We start from the raw sequence: 22,299 nt of genomic DNA on the forward strand, positions 1-22,299 counted from the left end.
CCCTCCGAACACTTATTTTTTTAATTCTTCGTTTACGAACTGCTCGATACGTGCACCGATTGCATCACGTACTTGTTGGAACACGGCCCATTTTTCTTCTTCTGTACCCGTAGCTTTTGCTGGGTCTTCAAATCCCCAATGTTCACGACGTACGCCTGGAGGGGTCATTGGACATTTATCTGCTGCATCCCCACAAAGTGTTACGACTAATGTAGCTTTGTTCAAAATATCTGGGTTAATTAAATCTGACGTGTGGTGAGAAATATCGATACCTACTTCATTCATTGCCTTAATCGCATTTGGATTGACACCGTGTGTTTCAATACCGGCTGAATACACTTCCCAATCTTCCGGTAATAGCTTTTGTGCCCACCCATCTGCCATTTGTGAACGGCAAGAGTTTCCTGTACATAAGAAATATAGTGTTTTTTTTGTCATTTGAATAAACTCCTTTAATTAAAAAATTAGTAATGAAATGTAAAGTCCGATTAACGTAAAGATTAAGATGGGTACTGTTAATATAATCCCTGTTTTAAAGTACGTACCCCAAGAAATCTTTACACCTTTTTGAGATAGTACATATAACCACACCAATGTTGCAAGAGATCCGATTGGTGTAATTTTTGGTCCTAAGTCTGACCCGATGATGTTTGCATAAATTAATGCTTCACGTAACGTACCATCTGTCGTCGTTTCAGCAATTGCTAACGCATTGACCATCACCGTTGGCATATTGTTCATAATTGATGATAGGAAAGCCGCAATAAAACCCATACCTACGGTTGCAGCAAATAATCCTTGCTCGGCTGTCCATTCAATCACGCTCGCTAATGCTGGCGTTAAACCTGCATTTCCAAGTCCGTAAACAACAACGTACATCCCAATTGAGAAGAATACGATATTCCATGGTGCGCCTTTCACGACGGCTTTTGTATCAACGACTGCACTTTGTCTTGCCATGAATAAAAAGAAAATCGCGACAATACCAGCAATAAGAGAAACCGGTACACCAATAAATTCACTTGAGAAATAGCCAACAACTAAAATTGCTAGTACAAACCAGGATAACTTGAACATTTTCATATCTTTAATCGCAAGGCGTGGTTCCTTTAACATTGCTTCATTGTATTCACGTGGAATTGACTTGTTAAAGTAAATTAGTAGTACAACAATCGTTGCCACAAGTGAGAACAAGTTCGGAATAACCATGCGCGAAGCATATTCCACAAATCCAATGTCAAAGAAATCTGCTGATACGATGTTTACTAAGTTACTCACGACAAACGGTAAACTCGTCGTGTCCGCAATAAAGCCACTTGCCATAATAAACGGGAAAATCATTTTTTCGCTAAACTGTAAATTACGCACCATCGCTAACACGATCGGCGTTAAAATCAGTGCAGCTCCGTCGTTCGCAAATAATGCAGCAACGACAGCTCCAAGTAAGCTGACATACACAAACATTTTAACACCGTTGCCTTTTGCAGCACGTGCCATATGTAGTGCAGCCCACTCGAACAAACCAATTTCATCTAATACTAGTGAAATTAAAATAATCGCAATAAACGATAATGTGGCATTCCACGTAATATCAATTACTGCTCCGACATCGTTAAAATCAACAACACCAACAAGTAATGCGACGACAGCTCCAGCCATTGCCGACCAGCCAATATTCAGTCCCTTTGGCTGCCAGATTACAAAAATCAGTGTTACGATAAAAATGAGTGCCGCAATGACAAACATATTCAATTTTTAACCCTCCACACATTCACAGTCAATTTTACAACCACATGTCCACTCTTCATTAATTGAAGCAAGTACACTCTGCATTAACGAAGTTTGATTTTCTTGAATTCGGTAATGCTTCCATGTACCCACTTTGCGTTCTGTAATGATGCCTGCTTCTTTTAATTTACGTAAATGCTGACTCACAGCCGGCTGAGAAATATTAAGCACGTCCGTAAAATCACATACGCAAACTTCCCCTTTTTTCAGACAGGCTAAAATGCGTAAACGATTGGCATCCGCCACAGCTTTCAACTGTTTTTCGATTAATTCAATCTCCATTTCTATTCCCCCTATCACTATATAACAATATACTTATATTATAGTGGAACAAAAACAGATTCAAGTTCCTATTGATACTTTTCTTCAAGTACACTCATTAATTCATCACGTACATTGATTTTTTCACGAATTGTTTTCGTCATCTTCACAGCTTCCTTTAAATTTGCTGCTTTTCCTAATTCAAGTAATGTAGCAGTTGCAACGGCACCTGTACGATTGCTCCCACTCTTACAGTGGAAATAAATATTTTGTCCTTCATGATACGCACTCACTACTTGATCGATTGCACGATAAACAGATTCATGTTGACCTTCAATTCCTTCAACAATTGGCAAATGAATTGCCTTTTCATGTAACACGTTTTCTTCACCACGTAAATCAATCACCAAATCAATTTTCTCATTTTCTAATACACTTGGTACATCCTCTGCACCACCAATATAAATACGTCCATCTACTAATGCATGATAATTTTTTTCCATTATACTCGTTCCTTTTCTTTGAAAGTTAATTCTTCTAAATAACGTTCTGTATCTAAGGCTGCCATACATCCTGTACCCGCTGCTGTAATAGCTTGACGGTATTTGTTATCCTGCACATCACCACATGCAAAAACACCCTCAACATTCGTTGCCATTGAACCAGGTGTCACTTGAATATATCCTTGTTCATCTGTATCAATTTGACCTTCTAAAAATCCTGTATTCGGTGTATGACCAATGGCTAGGAAAATCCCATCTGTTTCAACTATTTCAACTTCACCTGTTTCATTATTTTGCACTTTTAAACCGGTAACATGCATGCCATTATCTAAAACTTCTAGAGGCGTTTTATTTAATGCCCATGAAATTTTTTCATTATCTTTTGCACGTTGTTGCATAATTTTAGATGCACGTAATTCATTACGACGATTAACAACGATGACTTCACTTGCAAATTTGCTTAAAAACATCGCTTCTTCCATCGCTGAATCGCCTCCACCAACGATGATGACACGTTTCCCTCTAAAGAAGAAACCATCACACGTTGCACACGTACTAACACCACGACTTACATTGTCCTTTTCACCAGGAATACCTAAAAATTTCGCTGATGCGCCTGTTGATAGGATTAAACTATCCGTGACAACTTCACCAAAGCCCTCTACTTGTAAAACAAATGGCTTTTTTGATAAATCAACTGAAGTGACCCATCCGTTCATAAATTCTGCACCAAATCGCTGTGCTTGTTGTTTCATATTATTTGTTAACTCTGCACCATCAATTCCTTCAATGAAACCAGGGAAGTTTTCAATTTCTGTAGTGAGAGTTAATTGCCCACCAGGTTGAATACCTTCAATTATTAATGGCTCCATATTAGCACGAGCTAAGTAAATAGCAGCTGTAGCTCCAGCTGGTCCTGTACCTAAAATGACTACTTTCCTTCTCAAAACAAATAACCTCCAAACATAAGTGAATACTTATATATTTTTGAAAATAAAACATCGCTACATAACGATATACTTATATTATGTTTAACTAACCGTTTTTGCAACCATTATAATTTGATTTACAAAATCTTAATAAAATTATAAGGGAGATAGCTCTTGTTTAAAGGATTAAATTTTATCTAATCATACTGTATATTGAGACTTTTGTTTCCGCCATGATAAAGGGAACAATAGATTTAAGACAGTTCATGTTCTTATATTACATTAGGATATGCTAAAATTAATTGATAATATTTTAATGTTATGATAACATTATATAAATGGTATATATTAACTTATTATGAGAAAGTGGTGATTAAATATGATGAATTATTTAGGTTCTCTTTTAACAGGTGCACAACAATATTTAACGCATCGTAAATCTAAAGGGTTGGGAATCTTAGCATTTGTTTTAATTTTTGCCTTGTTAGTTGTATGGGAAGATTGGTTTAAACCAATTATGGATTTCACTGGCATAACAGATTTTGCACACGCGATTGGTTTAGTTCAACCGACTGCTGTTATGACGTTCTTTGTCAGTTATCTATTATTAGCTGTTGTCCTATATATACTTTGCATTGTTATATTCTTTGTTCCATTAGTACAAACAATTTTCTTAATGCTTCCTCAACCTATTCAAATCATCATTTTTGCTCCAGTGATCATTGTTGGGTTAATTATAAATTATTTATTAACTGTAAGTGGCTTAAAGAAAAAACCGGTACCAGAGTATAGCGAATCTGAAATGCAATTGCGTAAAATGCTAAGTACATTAAATTATAGTGGAGACACTTACCCTACATTACCAATAGTGTCAGCTGCAGACATCGACACTCATCGCTATAATGAATATCAAACATTAACTAAAGCAGAACAAACTGAATTTAATAAACACGACAAGTACACTTATAAACCAAACGGTATGATTTTATTTATGCGTAACCAATCTAAAGCACTTACGCTGGAACAAGTAGAAAAGCGTTTCCGTAATGCTAGTTTTGTACCACATCTTCCTGAACATTTTGTCGTAGCATTTCACAAAGAGCGTCGTTTATGGGCTATATTAACGAAACTAAATTATGGCTTAGGTGAAAATGAAGTAATTTACCAGCTGTTTTTGCCAGAATGGATGGTACAAAACAAATCGTATGAAATTCTGATTGATTTAAAGACTCATTCCTATACAAACCGCCAGCAGGTTACAGGTATTGCATCTCTAGATGAATTTACTGATTATCACACGTTTAAAGGACCTCAATTCGAGGCAGCACTTAATCATATTGGCCAATGGAAGATGCAAGAAGTAATACGCCAGGTACAACTTGAAGTTACAAAACAAGAATAGCTTTTATCATTAGGTGGATGGTGATATAGTGGTTTTTAAGGATGTTTGTAATGGAAGCATAGTATATCGTGCTACAACCATTCTTCTAATACCGTCGTAAGCAGTAAAGGAGGGGTTTTTTGATTCAGAAACTAGAACCTCATAAAGAACATTTAACAACAGTCGCACATTGGAACACGTACCGCAAAGAAAATCCACAATACGATCTTCCTTCTGCGCATACGCTAATTCGACATTTTGGAACTTGGCAAAATGTAAAAAGCAATATGGGGTTAGTTACTCCAGTTACGTATACGGATATACGACAGTATAATGAAACTGAATTATTAGGTATTTTGAAACCTCATTCAAGTTATTTAGCACATACTAGGAGTCAGTGGGATGCATATATAGGAGAGAGTGAAGAAATCTTACCAACGTCTGCTTCATTAATTACATACTTTGGTACTTGGAATCGTTTAAAGGAACAACTTGGTTTATCTACAGCTCCGGATCATCGACCACCTTTGTATTCTAAAGAAGATATAATCAGTATTGTAAAGAAGTATATGCCGATTTCATTATCCCCACGTAAATGGGAAAACTTCCGTAAACAACAAGATTTTGATTTACCATCTGCGCAAACAATAAATAAATATTTATCGAAAGATGAAAAGGAACAGCTAAAGAAATAATAAAAGGAAAAACCTCATTTAATTAAAAATGAGGTTTTTCCTTTTACTTTCTACTCTTTATCTTCTATTGAGCTATGCAATTACAAATTATTAGAGTAAGTATTTATTGATAAAGAGGTGTGTTTTTTACACTAAAATCGCAAATAAATCTAATTTTTACCTTAATGGTAATGGAGATCCAGTCCCCTAAATAATGTTTACAAGTAAACAATAACACACATATTTACATATTTCAATTATTACATAGTAAAATGTTTTAATAATTACATAATAAAATGGTTTAATAATTACATGGAGATATGTTTCAAAATATTACTAACTTATTTTACTTCTTCAAGCTGTTTTTTTAATGCAGCATTCTCATTTTGTATTTCCTCATATAAAGAATGTAAGTTAACGTTAATAGCCTCTAATTCTTCTTTTTCTGAAAGTAAAGTACCATATTCTACTTGTAAAGTATCATATTCCATTTGTAATTTTTCTTTATCTTTCTTCATTTCCTGTATAACTGAGGCACCAAAGATATAAATGAGTGATTCTTTCATTTCTTTTTGAGCATGGTTGTCCGTTATTTTTTGGTTTACAATTCTCTCACCAGTACGGTTTGTTTTTTTCCTAGTGTATAAACTTAATACACGAGCTTTAGAAATATACCTTGTTTGTTCTAACTTAATAGTTGAATTTTTAACCATATAACCTAAAGGTAAGGCATTCTTAGGTAACTTATAGTGTGTTTTTACTGTACCAGCATTCGCGTATACAGTCGGATTAGATGTAATAGGAGCTATAAATAACCCCGTGTTAGTATCTTTTAAAACCACCGCTGGATGATCATAAGTCAGTTCATTTGTAAAACCCCCAAAAAAATCGACTTTTATAATCTCTCCAAACTGATAGGTTCTATGAATCAAACTAAGGTTAGCTTTTTTACCACTATTTTGATTAATATAGTTAGAGAATCCTATCAGCCAATTTATACCCTTTTCGGCATTCCAACTTGCAAATTGCTGAGTAAGAATAAATTGTCTATAATACAACTCCGACTGAATTTCAGGATAGTCAGTTACATTTTTGCCGTGGCAATTACGTACATTCGTACTATCATATTCCAATAATGTTTTAAATAAAGAACGATTTAGCATGGATTGTCACCTTCTTAAAAAAAATTGCCATTCTACAATTAATATGTAGAATGGCCTACATCTAATTATACAATAATTAACATAAAAGGACAAAAAACATCAAACATTATTTAATTCTTCATATTCAATTGTTGAAGAATTAATAAAAGCAGCTACATCGTTTATATCTGCTCTAAAATAATTTAATAATCGAAATAACGTTACTATAGATATATCATGAACTACACCTTGTTCAATTTGTGAAATAAGACTTTGTGATAGTTTGCTAGCTTTTGATAACTCTTTTTGTGATACGTTATTCATTTTTCGATTGAGTTTTAACCAATCTCCAAGAGTAGATACGCTTTCTTCAGTCGTAGGTAGCATAATGAATCACCACCTTTTCTTTAATAGCGAATTAATCGCATTGTTATTTTATTATCAAAAAGACCGAGTATCGTATCTTTTTCACTAATTATTACACCAATAATAAGTGCTAAGATGACAGTAGCAATAATTAAATAGGTTAAATCAATTGACTCATTTTCTACAGATGCCATACGATATCTATCTCCTTTCTACCGAACAAGCGAGGTAGCTTGCCCTTGAAAATTCAATGAAATAATATCCCAATCGAAAAATAACGGTTGTATATTCATCGTGTACGTGTAAACGACATTTTCAAAGATTTGTACTTTGTCTGTCGGCGCAGTTGTTAATACAAATCTACCATTGTAATTAGTAGAAGAGTATTCATTGATAAGAGTAATCGCTTCAGCGGTAAGTCCACCATGGCGTTCAATCTGCAAATTGGCATACTGTTGAAAGTCGTTTTTTTCACCCATCTGGATTAATGCCACTGAAAAAGTTACAATGATTATCACCATTAGAACTGTAATTTTTATTTTCATTAACATGGCCTGATGTAACTCCATTAAGAACCCTCCTCTTTATTTATCTATTTATTTATCTAATGAAGAAAAATTTCCTATTTGTGAACCTATATCGATAAACATACCAACAAAGAACCCAAGTAAGACAACAAGAATAGATGCAGTAAATAGAGTCGGGATATGCCTAAATTTACGCAATTTGTATTGTATAACTACATCTATATTTTTCATTAATGCATCATTCGCAATCTGTACAAGCTCATCAATTACTGAAATATCATTCGTTGAGTGTTGATAATCGTATAACGACGTCATGAAAGAAATAGCAAAATCACTATCGCCCATTCGTTTAGCAAAAGCAATGAACGGTGCTATGTCCGTAGGATTGGCAACCATTTCTGACATTAAATGATATAATTCTTTCTGCATTGGCTCTTTTAACCGAGGCATTACTTTATTAAATATTGCATATAACGGAGCATTGCCTCCATTTTTCTTTAAGTATGGACCAATAAGGCGTGCAAATTTACTAAATTGCAATTCCTGTTCAAATGAGAATAGAATATATTTATTTTTCATTTGTTTGAAACCATTGTAATAAATCACACCACTCAACCCTACCGCTATTACCAGTAACCAAATTGATTTAACCATAAAATATGTTGCCGAAAATATAAATAGTGTTGCTAGAGTCTGAAGGTTCGCATAAAGCGATACATTACCTTATCAGTTGCGCCCATTTCTATTAGCATAGATTTATACGACTGTTCCATTAATAGATCGTAAATCTTTTTCAATTAACGCACCTCCGTGTCCACGCACTACTAATGCCAGCAATACTGCTCGCCCGTCCGTTTCGACTTCAATTACAGTGTTTATGCTTTATGCCCCCTTCTTTTTAATTGCCGAGTGCTGAAATTTGGTTAGCGTTACTTCCTCACAATCAGTCTTTGAAACTTCTAACGGAGTGCTAGAATCTTTTACTAGAATAATATAATGTGAGTCTGTTTCATTTTGTACAATACCAACTCGCTTTTGATTGAGGACTACATATTACATGTTTGTTCCTCCTATAACTTTCATTTCTAGCTGAAGTATAGGTAACAAGTTAGTGGAGTGCAAAAAACGTCATACGCTTTCGAAATGGCCCTATATCACATCATTTGAAGTTATCATTCCAGCGATTAATAACAAAGTTGCTGATAGCTTCTTTTGCTTTGCTTATTGGGGCTTTGGTTTCTTCTACTATGTACGATACAACCCCTGCAAGCGTAACCTTTTCCCCATATTCAATGCCTTGATTTACATAGTGTAGCAAGCTTTCTAAACTTCGCATTTCATTAGGTGTTAGGTGTGATTTTAAATGCTTTTTGACGTAATTATTTACAAAATCAAAATCATGCATGCTCTTTTCAATGAGGATTGCACAGGCTCTTGATACGGAAACGTCTAATGCAAATGCAAGAGCTGATACCATTTCATAAGTATGTTGCCTTAATCGAATAGTGATCCGTTCATGAATGCCGTCCTCACGTTTCGCTATTCGTGGATTGTCGGTGCTGCCGCGCTTAATCGTATTTTCAATTAAAATATCTCGACGGAAATGAATGGATAAGCTATCGATTATTTTCTTATTCTTGACAGCGTGTTCAATCATGTTTGCGCCAACATCCTTAATGGGATTGTCTGTTATGTCAGCCATCCGACAAACACTTTCTCTTAAAGGTAGTTTAATAGTTGGCTTTACATCACGTTTAGCATCACTTCTTTTCTTCCTGTGCCCTACTGTTGTACTCAATATAATGCCTCCTAAATTCATATTTTTCTTTTAGAAACAGTCCTAGTGTCCCAAGGATAAATTTGTGGTTTTTTCGGTGGGGTAGAGGGTTTTCGCTCATTTGCTACTAAGGTATGTACGAGTAGTAGGGATTTATTACGGTATTTTTCGAGTTTGGCGCGGATTTTTTGCTTGGAAAGTGTCCCGGTGTTCTAATGCTATGACGGCAAATTGTGTGAATTAGCACTACTGGCATAAGCCCCCCGCTTCAAACAGCTTGAAGCGATATCTTATAGAAACTGTCCTACTGTCCTTAACTTATTTCATAGTGTTTCTGTAAAGAGAAAAAAATTTTAATGTTGTATAAAAATTGGGTATTCCGTCAATGATTCTAGTAAGGTGGTGATTATATGAAACGAGAAGAAGCAGACAAATTAGCGATTGCGATTATTGACCATAATCGTCGTATGGGATTACCGACTAAACCTAAAAAGAAAAATAAAGCTAAAAATAAATAAAGGCTGTTGGCTTATCTATTTAGCCAAACAGCCTTTTTTATTATTCAGCATGCTATATTAAAATACTCGCCCAAATATTAGGATTACTATTCAGCAAACATTTCCTTATCACCACGCGGCAAGTTAAAAGACACACGCTTACTCTTAATACCTGAGTAAATGTGTGTCTTTTATTTTGCCTTGCTATTGCTTGCTGTATGTTGGCTCACAGTGAATACAAACATCATCTTTATAATCAATGATATTTACGTCAGCTTCATGGAATGACTTGTTGCAAATCATACACATGATAGTGGTTTCCTCTAACATGTATGGCGTTCCATTCGCTGTAATCACTTCTTGCACCAATGTATGTAGGTCTTTGTTTTCGAGTTGAACTGGTGAAACATATGCTAGTACCTGAAATTTATCTTTCAATCAGCATAGATATTTCCTCGATTTTCTGTTTGAAACGATTTACTAACCCAAATTAATCCCTCATGGTGTTCTAAAGTATCAGTGTTGTTATATACAGTCATCCTATATTCCCCTTTTAATAACATTAATGTTTATTTCTACTATCAACATATAGTATGGCCGGTTTAACTGCAAGAAAGGCAGCGGAATATAAAAAAGCCACGCAAATGCGCAGCTCGATTACTTCAATTAATATCTACCTAAGAACGTTTCTCCTTCACTGAAGCCGTCATTGTCATAATAGTTGGCTCTTATCCAGCCGTTAGATGTTAGTGTTGCTTGAATCTAAACAAAAGATAAATCGATCTAAAGAATCGTGCAAATTTAGAACAAACTTTGTTGAATGTACGTCGGCTGTTCAAATGGATTGCTCAATAAATCGCTCTCAAACATTAAATCTTCAGCAACTTGTTCCACTGTCGGCTCAGAAATGCCCGTATTTGACGTTTTTCCTTGTAATCGGTCCATTTCCTCGGCTAAGTGTGGAATGTGCTCAGGTGACTCAATTAAAGGCTCATAATACTCTGCTACAAACTCGACTGGATAGCCAAAAGAGTTTGCTACTACATCGTTATATGGTAAGCGGTTAATCGAACTAAACTGCATCGGGTCGTCCGTATCGTTTTGAATGAAGAACGCCCCATATGCCTGTCGTGAAAGTACATCGCAATGTACGACGATGGCATTCATGCCACGCATTGCTAAGTTGAAAAGTAAAAATGGGATTGCTCGACTTGATAATTCTTCAACATGGTATAAGTACATAGAAGGTCTATAAGTAAATAACTCATGCTTCATTACATTGTTGTGCCACGCTGAAATTATCATTCCTCCCGTACCTGCGCATGCCTCGTAGTATGTCTGATTGTCTTGCTGTTCTTGATTACCTACAAGCTGTGCAACTAACTTTGATACTGAATGCGGTGTAAAATCCTGCTTCAAATACTTACGATCTGCGTGATTATCTTCAAAATACATGCGGAATGTATCATCGTCAACTTGATAATTCGTCGCTTCTAATACATCCTTCATTAGCTGTTCTCGGCGCGGTCTGTCATATAAGATTTCTAATAGTTTGGCTGGGGCGTCAACGCTGTCTGTTACGCTGATTAGTTGGTTAAATACTTCTCTTTTTATTTGTGTCATTTATATTCCTCGATTCCGTTCATACAACTGTTTTTGTGTTTGCTGTAGTGTATGACTCACTTGTAACGAATTATATAAATGGCTAGACATGTTGGCAAAAATGCTAGGTGAACTCCGGCAACACCTCTAAATAATAGCAAAATAAAAAACAAATCAGCGAATAATTTCACTGACTTGCTACTCCTGGTCGATTATTTATGTTGTCTGTTTTTGTTCCATTAAAGGGCGCATTCCTGGAATAAAAGGATTGCACCGACATTATTTAAAAAGCTTTATTTGTTTAATAATCCAAAGTGTAATTTACCATCTACATAGTCGAAGAACATAACGAATTTAACATCTGTTACAACACCTGAATTTTCATTTGTAATAAGTGTTCCTGTTGTATATGCCCGATTTACAAGTTCAACGGCTTCTACAGAAGATATATTCATAAGGACATTATAGTAATCTGTAAACGAGGCATAGGCAGAATAACTAGATTCTTTAAAAAACTTTTCTTTAATATTTAAATTCATTCCATACTTCACAAAATAAGCATTATATTCTTTTTGTAACTTTTCTTTTAAATAGTTAGCATCTGTTTGACCTTGTGGGAGCGGAATGTCCTTATATAATTCAATTTCGAATGGAAGTACAATCTTTGCAATCTGTTCATTGGTTAATTTTTTTAATTCTTCATCGTTCATATTTTTAATATCTTCAGCAGATACTCTTTTAATATCCTTTGCTCGATAAATGAATACGGCATAGTGAGCACGAGTTAAGGTTTCATTTTCTCTGAAAGTTTTATCCTCATATCCAGTAGTTACACCAGTGTTATACAATGCACTTACATACTTTGCATTTGCTTTCGTTACATCTTTTAATGGATTCGTACCAGTTGTCTCTAAGTCATACGCAATAGCCAAAATCTTCGCCATTTCGCCACGTGTTAAAGCTTTGTTGGGATTAATATTGCCTTTTGAATCGACAGCTAATAACCCCGCTTCCATCAGCTTTTTAATATCATTGTAATAAGCATTATTTGTCGATAAATCTTTCGGTGCTTTAAAAGTAGTTGTTCTTGGTAATATTTCAATTGCACGACTGATTAATGCAGCAGCATGTTTACGAGAGATTGTTTCGTTAGGTTTAAATGTACCATCCTCATATCCACTAATAATTCCACTTTGAGCCATTTCATGAGTGATATCGTAGTAAACGTTCTTTTTCGATACGTCACTAAATGTTTTTGCGTATGTAGTAGCTGCCTCTACCTGATTTGATGAACTGTCATAAGGGATAACGAAAGCCGGTGTAGCAATTGCTAACGCAAATGTAGATAATAAAAGTTTGTTGCTGTTTTTCATATTACTTTCCTCCAACTGCATTTAAATAGTTTCTTTTTTTTTTTCTAAATTCGTACCACTTCGACTTGAATAAAAAATTGGGCGCGTTTAAGGAATAACACAAGTAGAAAAATGATAAAACTGTTTCGACGATATCGAATAACGAACGTTACCGCCATTGGATAAAGTTTCTTCTACACTTATTTGCATAGTAGCCGCCCCTTTTGTTACGTGTTTATTTGCTATAATAGTTTTAGCACAAAACAACTATGAGAGCGAGTTACGATGATGAAATTCAAATATAGCCCTTTTTTAGCTTCACTAATCATAGGTTTCATGTTCCTGACGGCTTGTAGCGACTCTAAGAAGCATGAGGCTGCGCTTGATCAAGTGTCTGCATCGGCACAAGACGTTTCAGAGCCGGACATTTTAATCGATTATCAATTTGTTGGGAACGATTCTTACGGGTATATGCAAATCCCGGAGGACTTTAAGCACTTTATAACAGCTACGAACAGAAATGATGATACATTTATTTTTGCTTCCCCCGATGAAAAAATGATTGTTTCCTTTGAATTATATAGCAAGGCAGCCACCTTAAAAAATGCTTCAAAAAAGATCGCTGATGATTTAAATGGTAATGGCGAGGGCGTTGAGGTTTCTCCTATCGAAATTAACGGAATGCAAGGTAGTATAATTTCAAAAACGTTGGCAGATGAAGATTACCATATTTGCGTGTATATCCTGCAAGGCAAGCAAGAACTTCGTTTCATCTCAATTGAATTTGAAGGGAACCAAGAGGATGTAAGAGATAACATTGTAAATTCGTATATGGAACAACGTTATTCCTATGCAGAACCCACCCCTACTAACCTTGAAGTAACTAAGTCTGGTCTTTCTAATCTGACGGAAACAATGAGTATTTTCTTAAATGATTCAGATTTAAACGCTTCTGTATTTACAAAAGAGCTGGATATTACAGAGATTGCAACGGATATGATTGCATTTAAGCTGTACGGTGATTTTAAAGAGGGACAAGAATACTTCGTTTCATTAGAAGATCCGGAAAGTGCGGAGTTTTTCGGTAACTTTGAAACAACGCCTAAAAAAGACAATGAAGGCACATACCTAGAAGGAACAATTTTATCTGAAAACAAATTTACACCTGACATTCTGTATCATATTGCTACGATTAATCTTAAAAGTATGGATATTCCAAACGATTATGCGTATTTTATGATTCATTAATATAATGACTACCGAACCATTTTCGGTAGTCTTTTTTGTTCTCTTATTAATCAATTATTGCGGTATTTAAACGAATAGATTAACTGAAATGCTACTATCTTTTTAAAATGTTTAAATGGAATCGTTATTATGAAGACGTTGGTAAAGTTAATTTTTTCAACAAGTTAGAGCAATAGGCGAATTTCGGTGACTATATTCAATACTAAAAAAAATAAAGAGAAGAGTTTATAAGCTCACCTCTTTTTCCAATCTTCTTAATTCTTTTTTATATAGAAATTAAGATAATTTAATTTCTACATCTATTCTTTTTTTAGCAACACATACGCCATTCTTAACAATATAACATTCCACATAATGATTCCCTTTAAATTGTGTTTCTTCGTAATGTGTTAATTTATCCGTTTGTTGAATTTCTCCACGAATACTATCCTCTCGTTTGGCGATTATGCCTCTATTTCTCACTTTCCAATACACATTATAAGGTGCTGGAACGTTTGTTTTAGCTTGAAAGTACAACTGACACTTTGGTAATAAAACCTCTCTTTTTAACCTCATGATTTGTAGCCAACCAAGCGTTTTTTCGTTTTTTACTACTTTGCAATCTAAATTTAATTCATATTGAGATTGATAGTTTACTGGAAGTAGATTCTGAATAAATTCTTCTGTTTCTCTAAAACGTACAAATTCTTCTTCTGCTTCATTAAAAGAACTGTAAGATTCCAGAGCCTTTGAAATTTCTTCTTTTTGAGTTGTCCAATACGAATGATTAAAGAATGCTTCCCACGCTTCAATAGCTTGCAAATCTGTACAAGTATCATCAAAAAGTATTTCTAATTTTGACAATTTTTCGTTCAGTCGATTGTATAAGTTATCCATCTTCGTATCATCTTTACTGACCAGTTTGAGACTTTTCGTAGGATCGGTTGGATTAACTACTTCTTTATTCCATAGCAATCTATCTCTTATCGCCTTTATTGTATAATAGAAACATTCATCCATTCTTTCATAGGATTGAAATTTTTCGTCTGCTAAAACACTTTGAATGAGTCCACCAGGCATATTCACCCAACCATCTCTTGACTTAGAAAACATTTTTAACAATCGAACAACTTCTCTTAATTGATAATTTTTTTCTGTATTTGCATCCAAAAACCACTTTGTTATTGCTCTTGGATTTCTTTCTCTCCACTCGCTGCCACAATGTTCATATGTGTAAGTATCATCCGATTCATTCTTTTTATATCTTCGGTAGATTGCAAAATCAATGTGATACCCTTCCTGATACTCGATACGAACACAATTTGTCTTCGCAGTAGGTTCTTTCTTGAAATTCTTACATTTTCTTTTTAAAGCATTAACAATCATATTCTTTGTTGCAGTTGTCCCAGGAGGAAGTTGGTCTTTTTCAAACACAATAGCCACATCTATATCGTAATCATTACTTTCGTTTTGGGTAACAGTAGCCATCGCCATACTACCTTGAACAATCGCTTCTTCAGATAATTTGTAACTTGTTCCTTTTTCCTGATTGTATTCTTTTAAACCTTCCTTCAATCTGTTAATGTTTAGATTCTTTTTCTCGAAAAGTGAATCCTTTTCTTTTTTCGGCAACACGACATGCTTACCGTAAAACGTGTTAAACTTACCGTTAAGATTCTTCATTCCCAATTTGATTCGCCCCTGTGATTTTTATTTTTACTGGATTTCCTGCTTTTTGAAGGTTTATAGCCCAATTGTATTTTGGAGAAGCTATTCCTAAATGGTTATACACCCAAATTTCTTTATCCATTCTTGGAGAAATGGTACTTCCCAAACGATAAGCTAAAGAAGGTTGACCTGAATAGAACAAATGAATTTTTTCTAAATGAGGATATGTTTGATTGATTTTATCCAATAGCTGACGAAACTGCTTCTGATATTCATTAAGTTGTTCCATACATTTAATTGCATTTCTGTGAGGTGGCTTTAAATGAAGATAAAAGGAATTAAATTTATCTAAATCCAATCCGTTTAAGTCCGTTTCATGTATAGGATAAGTAACCCCTATTCTCACTATTACTTCCTTTGTTTCATCTACCGTTTGTTTCGAAATGTCTTCTTCAAGCATCAAAGGAGGACATACTTCACTTTTTTCCTTCACTTTTTCCCATTTTAAAAAATTCTGATTCCATTCAAAGTAAGAACTATTAGACTTATCAGCAATTTGATAACCGAGTAAAACGAGAAGTGGAATATGAGCTAATCCCCAATAAGATACTTCTATATCTGTATGTCCATCCAGATGTTGAAGTATTTTTTGTACAATCTTATCCTGTTCCCTTAAAGCATGTTGTAAATTTTGTTCATTAATGTTTTTTAATTCTTCTGTTTGAATTATCGAAAAGGGTTCAATGTTATAATTCGATAAATCAACATCAACTTTCGAATAATCCCCTGCTTCAATAGAAGAATGGCGAATCTGCAACATGGTTTGTAGTTTTCTTTTTTCTTTTGTTTTAAAATAAAACCAAATACCAAGACCAATTAATACTAAACCAATCGCAAACACTACATAATCAATAGAATCATCTGGAAGAGGTATGTCTTGATTGAACTGATTATTTATTAAAGGGATAAGTATAGGCAACCACCATTCCTTAGCAATACCACCTAAGACCAGAGTTGAACCTGTTCCAAGTAACAATAAAACAATCTTTTTTTCATGCCAACCTTTAAACAGGTTTAATATTTTTTTCAACATCTCTAACCCTCTCTCATACTTAAATCTTGCAAACTACTGTCTTAACCAATTCATATGTAAGATTACTATTTCCTTGATAAAAATATCAGTAATGTTAAGTAATACATGATTATCATACCATAACATGAAAAAAGCAGGAGGAAATCCCTCCTATTCCCTATTCAATAATCTGGGCGCGTTTGTGGAGCAATGCAAGTAGATAATTATCAAACTTTATTTCAAATTTACATTATTACTTCTAGTGTATTTCTTTTAATCCCGCAAAATTTGCAATGAAGGACTCGTTTCGCGCCAATAAAAAATAGAGGTAATTTTTTTTACCTCTACAATATAATTCTAATTCAGTACATATACTAAACGCCGGCAATTTCATGTAACAGCAAATCATTTGAACGTCTCAATCACTGTTGTCCGTTTCCCAAGAAGATAATAAAGGCAGCCGCAATAACCCACTTTTAAATTTATTTCGGAATTTTACTTCGATGATCAATTTATTATCCAACGTAATTTTATTTTCATCTTCCCTCACCTTATGTTTGCTAACAAAGCTGTATAATTTCTTTCGGTCCTCTTTTGTCATGAACTCAATCATACCTGCGTATTCGCCATTCAGATAAGATAGATAAACACCGAATTTCTTCTTCCTTATGCCATGAACAGCTACAGACTCAAAATTGTACGCAATGACCTTTAACCATGCACTAGAGCGTCTCCCCCGAGAATCGTAAATGGAATCTTTACCCTTTAAAATCAATCCCTCAAGTCCATGCTGTTTAATTAACTCAAAATATTGAACAGCATCCGTACCATCTACATATTGAATAAGGACTAACTTATCTGACGGCTCAATTACATCTGCGAGTATTTGTTTTCGCTCCATTAAAGGCTTCTTCCGTAAATCTTCCCCTTTGTAGAATAGGATGTCAAAAGCGACTAATTGAAGCGGGGCTGTGCGGTGTTTCGCGCGGTACTGATTCTGCAACAGTTCAAAATTGCTTTTCCCTTCTTCATCTACTGCGATTAATTCACAATCTAGTATCGTATTATCAGGAATCTCTACACTTTGAAATTCTTTAAATACAGAAGTAAATTCATTCTTGTGTCTTGAATATAACCGAATTTTACCGTCCCACTTGCTAATTAACATTCTCCAACCATCCATCTTTAGCTCCGCGCAAAAACGGCTGTCATTGAAGGGCTTATCCACTTTTTCTAAGAGCATGGGTTCAACAAACATACATTATCACCTCTATCATCTTCATTAAGTATGGTTAAATGGCTGGTTAATTAATCAGGCGATCCGGCGTTCTCATTCAATAAATCCGGAACAAAAATAATTATTTTGAGAAATTTAACTTAAAATGTCCTCTATACGCCCTTCTAGTAACGAATTGATTGTAGTAATGTATGTATCAGATAAATTAAAGGAGGCCATTATGATGTTTGGACTTATATATATAGAAGGAAAACAACCACAAGCTGTAGAACAAGAATTTAGTAGCATTGAAGCAGCTAACACTTTTGCTAAAGAAAATGGATATGAAGAATATAAGGTTGTGCCATTAAGTACAGGAAAATTAGATTTAACGAGTGCTAACGTTGATCTAGGTATTGTCGATTAATCGAGAGCATAGCAAAGCCCCCGCGTATTTTTGCGCGTTGGCACTTGCTAAATCGAATATTTCCTTTATCCAAATGAAATGAACTGTAGTTTAATCTTCTGAAACTTCATCTAAGTAAGCATGTAACGATATTCCCCACTCATCGCATGTAGCATCATCATTTGTAATTTGTCCACCGTAACCAAATAGACTACCATGTGCTACACATCTTTCACCAAAATTAAATTCACAAGTGTTGCATATTTTAAGAACGCGTTTTTCAACTACACTTACATCGTCTCTCATTACTGATTCCCTCCTTTACATAGTAACAATGGTTTCAAACTACATTTACGAGCTGCTATTTCACTTATTTATTTTAAAGGAAAAAGTGATTAATGCCATTAGTTAGTAATATACCAGCTAGTCCGAGCGCCGATATAATAACAGGTTTCTTTGCTTTTTCTTTTTCGAGCTTCAAAGTTCCCCAAAATTCCTCTATCCATCCATACATGCCATATACGCCGATCATGAATACTGCAATTGATATAAATAGGATTGCAATTGTTATCCAATAAAGTACCACATGTTTCACTCCCTTAAAAATGTACTTGGAACCTCGTAACGTTTTATTTATACTTCAAACCGCTTTGAGCATACCCCCAGGGCGCGGTACTGCAACTGCCATTATCCGTAATGTGTAACGTTTAATCTATAGTATATCTTAATTGAAATCCTATTAAATGTCGTTACTTTTTAGTGTAATGGTATTTTCTCCTGCATGATTTAAAGATAATTCCACTATTGCTATAACTAATGAAAAAACGTTGAAGCACATAATCGACCGTAGTAACCGCGCTTAAAAAGGCATTAAAAACGGCAAACAGGATAATCTGTTTGCCGTTTGCGTTATTGGGATACGCTCCAACACCAAGAGCCATAGCCGATAGGATAAACCGTAATTTCTTCACCCTCATATTCAATTATTTTTGAGGCATAAACCTCTGTTTCGCGGTCTTCAGTCAATGAATTGAAAATCACAATAAAAGCGTCGATGTTCTCGTCGTAATATGTACTTGTATCGTTGTCAGCAAGGGCTTTTAAAATCTCTTTTCCTACATCTTTTGTGAACAAAGGACATTGCCAACCATTCCAAGTGTTGCCCTTAAATGTGTATCCTTCAAATGAAGGGGTATCGTCTAACCAAAATGATTTCTTCTCAATTTGTATCATGGTATATTGTTCTCCTTTAAGGATATTTATTTATTTTTGGTAACCTAAAAACAGATTATCGCAATATTAACTTTTGAACAAAAAACGAGCTATTTTTCAAAATGAAAATTCTTATAACCCACAAAGCAATTAAAAAAGGACAGGAATCGCTATAATAAATAGCAAATCCTGTCCTTTTAACAATCTATCCATTGCAACACCTGAAGTAATTTCACCACTTGAAAAGTCCGGCCTCTTAGTTTTCTATGCCGTTAAAATAATATTTATAAATGCTGTAAGGAATAGAACGTAGAACCCGCAACAAGCAAAAACTAATGCTTCTGATATCATCTTCCTATTTCCAATTAAAGCTGATACTACCAATAAACCAATTCCCAAAAGAATAAATATTGGAGTTAATGCTATAAAAATAATATGTATCGCCCCCCTTTCAAATGTATTTCATAATAACTTATACACCGTTGCCGTATAAGTTATTCCATTTTTTGAGTTATATTTATAATATTTATTTCTAAAGAAAACACCTAATAGCTTCTATGTAGTTTTATAAAGGAAATTTCGAATATAAATGGATTATTATGTTAAAATAATTGAAAGTATAGGAAACATTAAAATTTACACTGGAGTGAGAATAATAAAAAAATCAAAATGGACGAAGGGTATAACATATATTATTTGTTTTTTACTAGTGGTTCTTTATTGGAATATTGATTCTAGTGAAAAAATCCAAGCTGACTGGCTGCTGCCTATAATATTAATGAGTGAAGCCTTGTTAATAGTGAACATGGGACTTTTAATACAATGGCAAAGGAATTATGAAAAGGATAAGTCATGGTCATATGAATTTATTATTTTTGTACTTTGCCTCAATATTGCTGCATTAGCCTGGATTTCAGGACTTTTAATTACATAAGAAAAGTAATATTAAAAAACAGCCAAGCAATGACTAACTAATCGTTGCTTGGCTGTTTTTTGATGTTTTTATTAGCGCTATTGTTTCTCGAATGAGGTAGTACCAACATACAATGACCAGGTACATAATTTGAAACGCCATGATGATAACGCAACCTAATACTAATCCGATTATGAATGGATTGAATCGTTCGGTCATTCGTCCAGTTGCAAAAAAATCAAAAATAATTGCAAGCATGGTTATTTTTGCAGCGTTTTTCGCGGTATTTAAGATTGGTCCATATACTGAATAACGTAATACTAGCAGTAAAATACTGATGAAAAATAGGTTTGGTATGTGTTGCCACATGAATTGCGGCGCCATCTGGTCTGGATAAAGGAAAGCTAAGATAGGCCATATTATGCCGAATATCGTAACGATCCAACCGAAAGCGACTGATTTTACTAATTTTGTGTTCATGTTGCCGATTCTCCTTGCTGTATGACTATAAATAAAAAATATCAAACAAATGTTAAATTAACATGATTTAATTTTAACATTTGTTTGATATATTGGTAATTACGTAAGGAACTGTTTCTTTAACTGTAGGCTCTTTTCGGACTAAAATATACACAAAAATTATGAGTTTCTTCTATTATATAGGGAAAAATATAGTTACATTTCAAAGGCGATTTAATTTGCTTAAAATATTTTAGAAACAGTATTCTAGCATTTGTTCTCCTTATAGGAATTCGTCAACATCTTCTGCGTGTAACTTAATATAATGCTGCATAATCGTTTGAGCAGATTTATGGCCTGACTGTTTTGCTATCGTTGGAATATCAGCACCATTTTTGTACATGGTTGTGATCTGAGTTTTTCTAAATGTATAAGGCGGGAAGTCTAGCCATTTTTTAATCATGGAGTTGTAGCTATCCTCTTTAATTTGAGCACTTGTATAATTGCCCCATTTATCAATCTTTCCTACGAAAAAGTCGTCTGGTTGCAAGTTAAATCGAATTATGTACTTTTTCACAGCTTGCACCGCTTCTAGTGTTAATCGTTTTCTTGCCATTTCCCCCTGTTTGATCAATTGCACATGCACAGTTCTTTTATCTAGTTCGAAGTCACTGACCTTTAATCGAACCATTTCTGATGGACGGTTAGCCGTATAAAGATTTACTAAACAAATAGCACGAATCCGTATATCTTTATCCTCTGCTGTATCGTACCGATCTATAAGGCGCAGTACATCGGATTGCTTTTCCACCTGTACCCCATGCATCGACTTCAATCGTAGATAATCCTCTGTTGAATACAATTTACGAAGCATTGTAATTTCAAGCTCTTGTTCCCCAGTCGGACTAATGCCATGAACATTTTTTAACCAATACTTCACACCTGCAGCTCTACGGTTGAATGTCGATAAGCGTACTTTTGCTTTTGTTACTGAATCATGTAAATAAACGATCAAGCTTTCAAAATCTACACCTAAGTAATGTTTGGAACAGAATCGCTCAAATAATTGAAAGTCGGGTTTGTACACATCCGCTTTTTTTATTTTGATACTTTTTATAGTTTCGTCCTTTTCGGCATTTAATTTGTAATTACCAAAAGACAACACTTTTTCTTCCATATAATATAACATCCTCCTCCCATAAAATTTCACGAATAGGATTTTGAATTGTTTGAATTTTATACGATATTTCACTAACGTTACATCTGTTCACATTTTAGACACAATTCAATTCTCCCCCTTTTATTATACCTATGAAAGTCCTGAATT

General features: G+C 34.5%; 26 protein-coding genes. 5 read left to right on the plus strand and 21 right to left on the minus strand.

All coding sequences use genetic code 11. The features are described 5' to 3' along the window. Positions 1 to 12: 12 nt before the first annotated feature. From arsC to trxB, 5 genes are all read right to left on the minus strand, one after another. A complete protein-coding gene (arsC, locus tag B5473_RS06405; RefSeq protein ID WP_079524113.1) occupies positions 13 to 438 on the minus strand; it encodes an arsenate reductase (thioredoxin) in 426 nt (141 codons plus the stop codon). A gap of 18 nt (positions 439 to 456) precedes the next feature. Further along, entirely contained in the window at positions 457 to 1,746 is a 1,290-nt protein-coding gene (locus B5473_RS06410) for an arsenic transporter (protein WP_176142043.1), read from the minus strand. Between the two features lie 9 nt (positions 1,747 to 1,755). Next, positions 1,756 to 2,070: an ArsR/SmtB family transcription factor gene (locus B5473_RS06415; protein WP_079524115.1), complete on the minus strand. Its 315-nt coding sequence runs from the start codon at positions 2,068 to 2,070 to the stop codon at positions 1,756 to 1,758. Positions 2,071 to 2,138: 68 nt separating this feature from the next. Beyond that, on the minus strand, positions 2,139 to 2,552 hold the full coding sequence (locus B5473_RS06420; protein ID WP_079524116.1) for a protein-tyrosine phosphatase family protein: 414 nt from the start codon (positions 2,550 to 2,552) through the stop codon (positions 2,139 to 2,141). Further along, positions 2,552 to 3,499: a thioredoxin-disulfide reductase gene (trxB, locus tag B5473_RS06425; RefSeq protein WP_079524117.1), complete on the minus strand. Its 948-nt coding sequence runs from the start codon at positions 3,497 to 3,499 to the stop codon at positions 2,552 to 2,554. The genes B5473_RS06420 and trxB overlap by 1 nt, the downstream gene beginning before the upstream one ends. 361 nt (positions 3,500 to 3,860) lie before the next feature. Here trxB and B5473_RS06430 point away from each other — a divergent pair, with 361 nt between their 5' ends. Next, positions 3,861 to 4,883: a hypothetical protein gene (locus B5473_RS06430; RefSeq protein WP_079524118.1), complete on the plus strand. Its 1,023-nt coding sequence runs from the start codon at positions 3,861 to 3,863 to the stop codon at positions 4,881 to 4,883. Between the two features lie 119 nt (positions 4,884 to 5,002). Further along, on the plus strand, positions 5,003 to 5,557 hold the full coding sequence (locus B5473_RS06435) for a hypothetical protein (RefSeq protein ID WP_079524119.1): 555 nt from the start codon (positions 5,003 to 5,005) through the stop codon (positions 5,555 to 5,557). A 320-nt stretch (positions 5,558 to 5,877) separates the two neighbouring features. Here B5473_RS06435 and B5473_RS06440 read toward each other — a convergent pair whose 3' ends face one another. The 8 genes from B5473_RS06440 to B5473_RS06475 form a co-directional block, all read right to left on the minus strand. Next, entirely contained in the window at positions 5,878 to 6,699 is an 822-nt protein-coding gene (locus B5473_RS06440; RefSeq protein ID WP_079524120.1) for a type II toxin-antitoxin system PemK/MazF family toxin, read from the minus strand. A gap of 99 nt (positions 6,700 to 6,798) precedes the next feature. Further along, positions 6,799 to 7,065, minus strand: coding sequence for a helix-turn-helix domain-containing protein (locus B5473_RS06445; protein WP_065217321.1), 267 nt, complete (start codon positions 7,063 to 7,065; stop codon positions 6,799 to 6,801). A gap of 20 nt (positions 7,066 to 7,085) precedes the next feature. Then, positions 7,086 to 7,238: a hypothetical protein gene (locus B5473_RS20625; RefSeq protein WP_156732656.1), complete on the minus strand. Its 153-nt coding sequence runs from the start codon at positions 7,236 to 7,238 to the stop codon at positions 7,086 to 7,088. An 18-nt stretch (positions 7,239 to 7,256) separates the two neighbouring features. Continuing rightward, positions 7,257 to 7,613 carry a hypothetical protein gene (locus B5473_RS06450; protein ID WP_065217322.1) on the minus strand — a complete coding sequence of 119 codons (357 nt, stop codon included), beginning with the start codon at positions 7,611 to 7,613 and terminating at the stop codon, positions 7,257 to 7,259. A gap of 27 nt (positions 7,614 to 7,640) precedes the next feature. Then, positions 7,641 to 8,225 (minus strand): hypothetical protein, encoded by a 585-nt coding sequence (locus B5473_RS06455; RefSeq protein WP_139377701.1) that lies wholly within the window; start codon positions 8,223 to 8,225, stop codon positions 7,641 to 7,643. Positions 8,226 to 8,730: 505 nt separating this feature from the next. Beyond that, positions 8,731 to 9,369 (minus strand): hypothetical protein, encoded by a 639-nt coding sequence (locus B5473_RS06460; RefSeq protein WP_079524122.1) that lies wholly within the window; start codon positions 9,367 to 9,369, stop codon positions 8,731 to 8,733. A gap of 1,277 nt (positions 9,370 to 10,646) precedes the next feature. Further along, the gene (locus B5473_RS06470; RefSeq protein ID WP_139377702.1) at positions 10,647 to 11,468 is read right to left on the minus strand and encodes an N-6 DNA methylase; all 822 of its coding nucleotides are present in this window, start codon (positions 11,466 to 11,468) and stop codon (positions 10,647 to 10,649) included. A gap of 272 nt (positions 11,469 to 11,740) precedes the next feature. Further along, positions 11,741 to 12,820, minus strand: a complete 1,080-nt coding sequence (locus tag B5473_RS06475) for an S-layer homology domain-containing protein (protein ID WP_176142037.1) — start codon at positions 12,818 to 12,820, stop codon at positions 11,741 to 11,743. A gap of 264 nt (positions 12,821 to 13,084) precedes the next feature. Here B5473_RS06475 and B5473_RS06480 point away from each other — a divergent pair, with 264 nt between their 5' ends. Next, the gene (locus B5473_RS06480; protein ID WP_079524125.1) at positions 13,085 to 14,047 is read left to right on the plus strand and encodes a hypothetical protein; all 963 of its coding nucleotides are present in this window, start codon (positions 13,085 to 13,087) and stop codon (positions 14,045 to 14,047) included. Between the two features lie 276 nt (positions 14,048 to 14,323). On the opposite strand, the gene B5473_RS06485 is transcribed toward B5473_RS06480, so the two are convergent. From B5473_RS06485 to B5473_RS06495, 3 genes are all read right to left on the minus strand, one after another. After that, entirely contained in the window at positions 14,324 to 15,709 is a 1,386-nt protein-coding gene (locus tag B5473_RS06485; protein ID WP_079524151.1) for a nucleotide-binding domain-containing protein, read from the minus strand. Continuing rightward, complete coding sequence (locus B5473_RS06490) at positions 15,696 to 16,784, minus strand: SAVED domain-containing protein (protein WP_176142038.1); 1,089 nt, start codon at positions 16,782 to 16,784, stop codon at positions 15,696 to 15,698. Before B5473_RS06490 ends, B5473_RS06485 begins: the two co-directional genes overlap by 14 nt. 400 nt (positions 16,785 to 17,184) lie before the next feature. Beyond that, positions 17,185 to 18,024, minus strand: coding sequence for an ATP-dependent DNA ligase (locus B5473_RS06495; protein ID WP_079524127.1), 840 nt, complete (start codon positions 18,022 to 18,024; stop codon positions 17,185 to 17,187). 202 nt (positions 18,025 to 18,226) lie between these two features. Here B5473_RS06495 and B5473_RS06500 point away from each other — a divergent pair, with 202 nt between their 5' ends. Continuing rightward, a complete protein-coding gene (locus tag B5473_RS06500; protein WP_079524128.1) occupies positions 18,227 to 18,409 on the plus strand; it encodes a hypothetical protein in 183 nt (60 codons plus the stop codon). 90 nt (positions 18,410 to 18,499) lie between these two features. On the opposite strand, the gene B5473_RS06505 is transcribed toward B5473_RS06500, so the two are convergent. The 3 genes from B5473_RS06505 to B5473_RS06515 all read right to left on the minus strand — a co-directional run bounded on the left by B5473_RS06505 (position 18,500) and on the right by B5473_RS06515 (position 19,621). Next, positions 18,500 to 18,694 carry a hypothetical protein gene (locus B5473_RS06505; RefSeq protein ID WP_079524129.1) on the minus strand — a complete coding sequence of 65 codons (195 nt, stop codon included), beginning with the start codon at positions 18,692 to 18,694 and terminating at the stop codon, positions 18,500 to 18,502. Between the two features lie 73 nt (positions 18,695 to 18,767). After that, the gene (locus tag B5473_RS06510) at positions 18,768 to 18,974 is read right to left on the minus strand and encodes a hypothetical protein (RefSeq protein WP_079524130.1); all 207 of its coding nucleotides are present in this window, start codon (positions 18,972 to 18,974) and stop codon (positions 18,768 to 18,770) included. A 323-nt stretch (positions 18,975 to 19,297) separates the two neighbouring features. Continuing rightward, positions 19,298 to 19,621 (minus strand): hypothetical protein, encoded by a 324-nt coding sequence (locus tag B5473_RS06515; protein ID WP_079524131.1) that lies wholly within the window; start codon positions 19,619 to 19,621, stop codon positions 19,298 to 19,300. Between the two features lie 568 nt (positions 19,622 to 20,189). Between B5473_RS06515 and B5473_RS06520 the strand changes: the two genes are divergently transcribed. Continuing rightward, the gene (locus B5473_RS06520) at positions 20,190 to 20,534 is read left to right on the plus strand and encodes a hypothetical protein (protein ID WP_254865259.1); all 345 of its coding nucleotides are present in this window, start codon (positions 20,190 to 20,192) and stop codon (positions 20,532 to 20,534) included. A gap of 33 nt (positions 20,535 to 20,567) precedes the next feature. Here the strand turns inward: B5473_RS06520 and B5473_RS06525 are convergent, their stop codons facing one another. After that, entirely contained in the window at positions 20,568 to 20,993 is a 426-nt protein-coding gene (locus tag B5473_RS06525; RefSeq protein ID WP_079524132.1) for a hypothetical protein, read from the minus strand. Between the two features lie 262 nt (positions 20,994 to 21,255). Continuing rightward, a complete protein-coding gene (locus B5473_RS06530) occupies positions 21,256 to 22,149 on the minus strand; it encodes a tyrosine-type recombinase/integrase (RefSeq protein WP_176142040.1) in 894 nt (297 codons plus the stop codon). Positions 22,150 to 22,299: the final 150 nt, after the last annotated feature.

This window comes from Solibacillus isronensis (assembly GCF_900168685.1).
Classification (GTDB): domain Bacteria; phylum Bacillota; class Bacilli; order Bacillales_A; family Planococcaceae; genus Solibacillus; species Solibacillus isronensis_A.

Excerpts from the sequence above, each read along its gene's own strand:
- B5473_RS06520 (WP_254865259.1), top strand. The coding sequence starts at position 20,190 with ATGGATTATTATGTTAAAATAATTGAAAGTATAGGAAACATTAAAATT.
- B5473_RS06530 (WP_176142040.1), bottom strand. The coding sequence starts at position 22,149 with ATGGAAGAAAAAGTGTTGTCTTTTGGTAATTACAAATTAAATGCCGAA.
- B5473_RS06415 (WP_079524115.1), bottom strand. The coding sequence starts at position 2,070 with ATGGAGATTGAATTAATCGAAAAACAGTTGAAAGCTGTGGCGGATGCC.
- B5473_RS20625 (WP_156732656.1), bottom strand. The coding sequence starts at position 7,238 with ATGGCATCTGTAGAAAATGAGTCAATTGATTTAACCTATTTAATTATT.
- B5473_RS06455 (WP_139377701.1), bottom strand. The coding sequence starts at position 8,225 with ATGGTTAAATCAATTTGGTTACTGGTAATAGCGGTAGGGTTGAGTGGT.
- B5473_RS06485 (WP_079524151.1), bottom strand. The coding sequence starts at position 15,709 with ATGAAGAATCTTAACGGTAAGTTTAACACGTTTTACGGTAAGCATGTC.
- B5473_RS06470 (WP_139377702.1), bottom strand. The coding sequence starts at position 11,468 with ATGACACAAATAAAAAGAGAAGTATTTAACCAACTAATCAGCGTAACA.
- B5473_RS06420 (WP_079524116.1), bottom strand. The coding sequence starts at position 2,552 with ATGGAAAAAAATTATCATGCATTAGTAGATGGACGTATTTATATTGGT.
- B5473_RS06525 (WP_079524132.1), bottom strand. The coding sequence starts at position 20,993 with ATGAACACAAAATTAGTAAAATCAGTCGCTTTCGGTTGGATCGTTACG.
- B5473_RS06495 (WP_079524127.1), bottom strand. The coding sequence starts at position 18,024 with ATGTTTGTTGAACCCATGCTCTTAGAAAAAGTGGATAAGCCCTTCAAT.
- B5473_RS06445 (WP_065217321.1), bottom strand. The coding sequence starts at position 7,065 with ATGCTACCTACGACTGAAGAAAGCGTATCTACTCTTGGAGATTGGTTA.
- B5473_RS06505 (WP_079524129.1), bottom strand. The coding sequence starts at position 18,694 with ATGAGAGACGATGTAAGTGTAGTTGAAAAACGCGTTCTTAAAATATGC.
- B5473_RS06515 (WP_079524131.1), bottom strand. The coding sequence starts at position 19,621 with ATGATACAAATTGAGAAGAAATCATTTTGGTTAGACGATACCCCTTCA.
- B5473_RS06480 (WP_079524125.1), top strand. The coding sequence starts at position 13,085 with ATGATGAAATTCAAATATAGCCCTTTTTTAGCTTCACTAATCATAGGT.
- B5473_RS06430 (WP_079524118.1), top strand. The coding sequence starts at position 3,861 with ATGATGAATTATTTAGGTTCTCTTTTAACAGGTGCACAACAATATTTA.
- B5473_RS06475 (WP_176142037.1), bottom strand. The coding sequence starts at position 12,820 with ATGAAAAACAGCAACAAACTTTTATTATCTACATTTGCGTTAGCAATT.
- B5473_RS06410 (WP_176142043.1), bottom strand. The coding sequence starts at position 1,746 with ATGTTTGTCATTGCGGCACTCATTTTTATCGTAACACTGATTTTTGTA.
- arsC (WP_079524113.1), bottom strand. The coding sequence starts at position 438 with ATGACAAAAAAAACACTATATTTCTTATGTACAGGAAACTCTTGCCGT.
- B5473_RS06450 (WP_065217322.1), bottom strand. The coding sequence starts at position 7,613 with ATGGAGTTACATCAGGCCATGTTAATGAAAATAAAAATTACAGTTCTA.
- B5473_RS06440 (WP_079524120.1), bottom strand. The coding sequence starts at position 6,699 with ATGCTAAATCGTTCTTTATTTAAAACATTATTGGAATATGATAGTACG.
- B5473_RS06500 (WP_079524128.1), top strand. The coding sequence starts at position 18,227 with ATGTTTGGACTTATATATATAGAAGGAAAACAACCACAAGCTGTAGAA.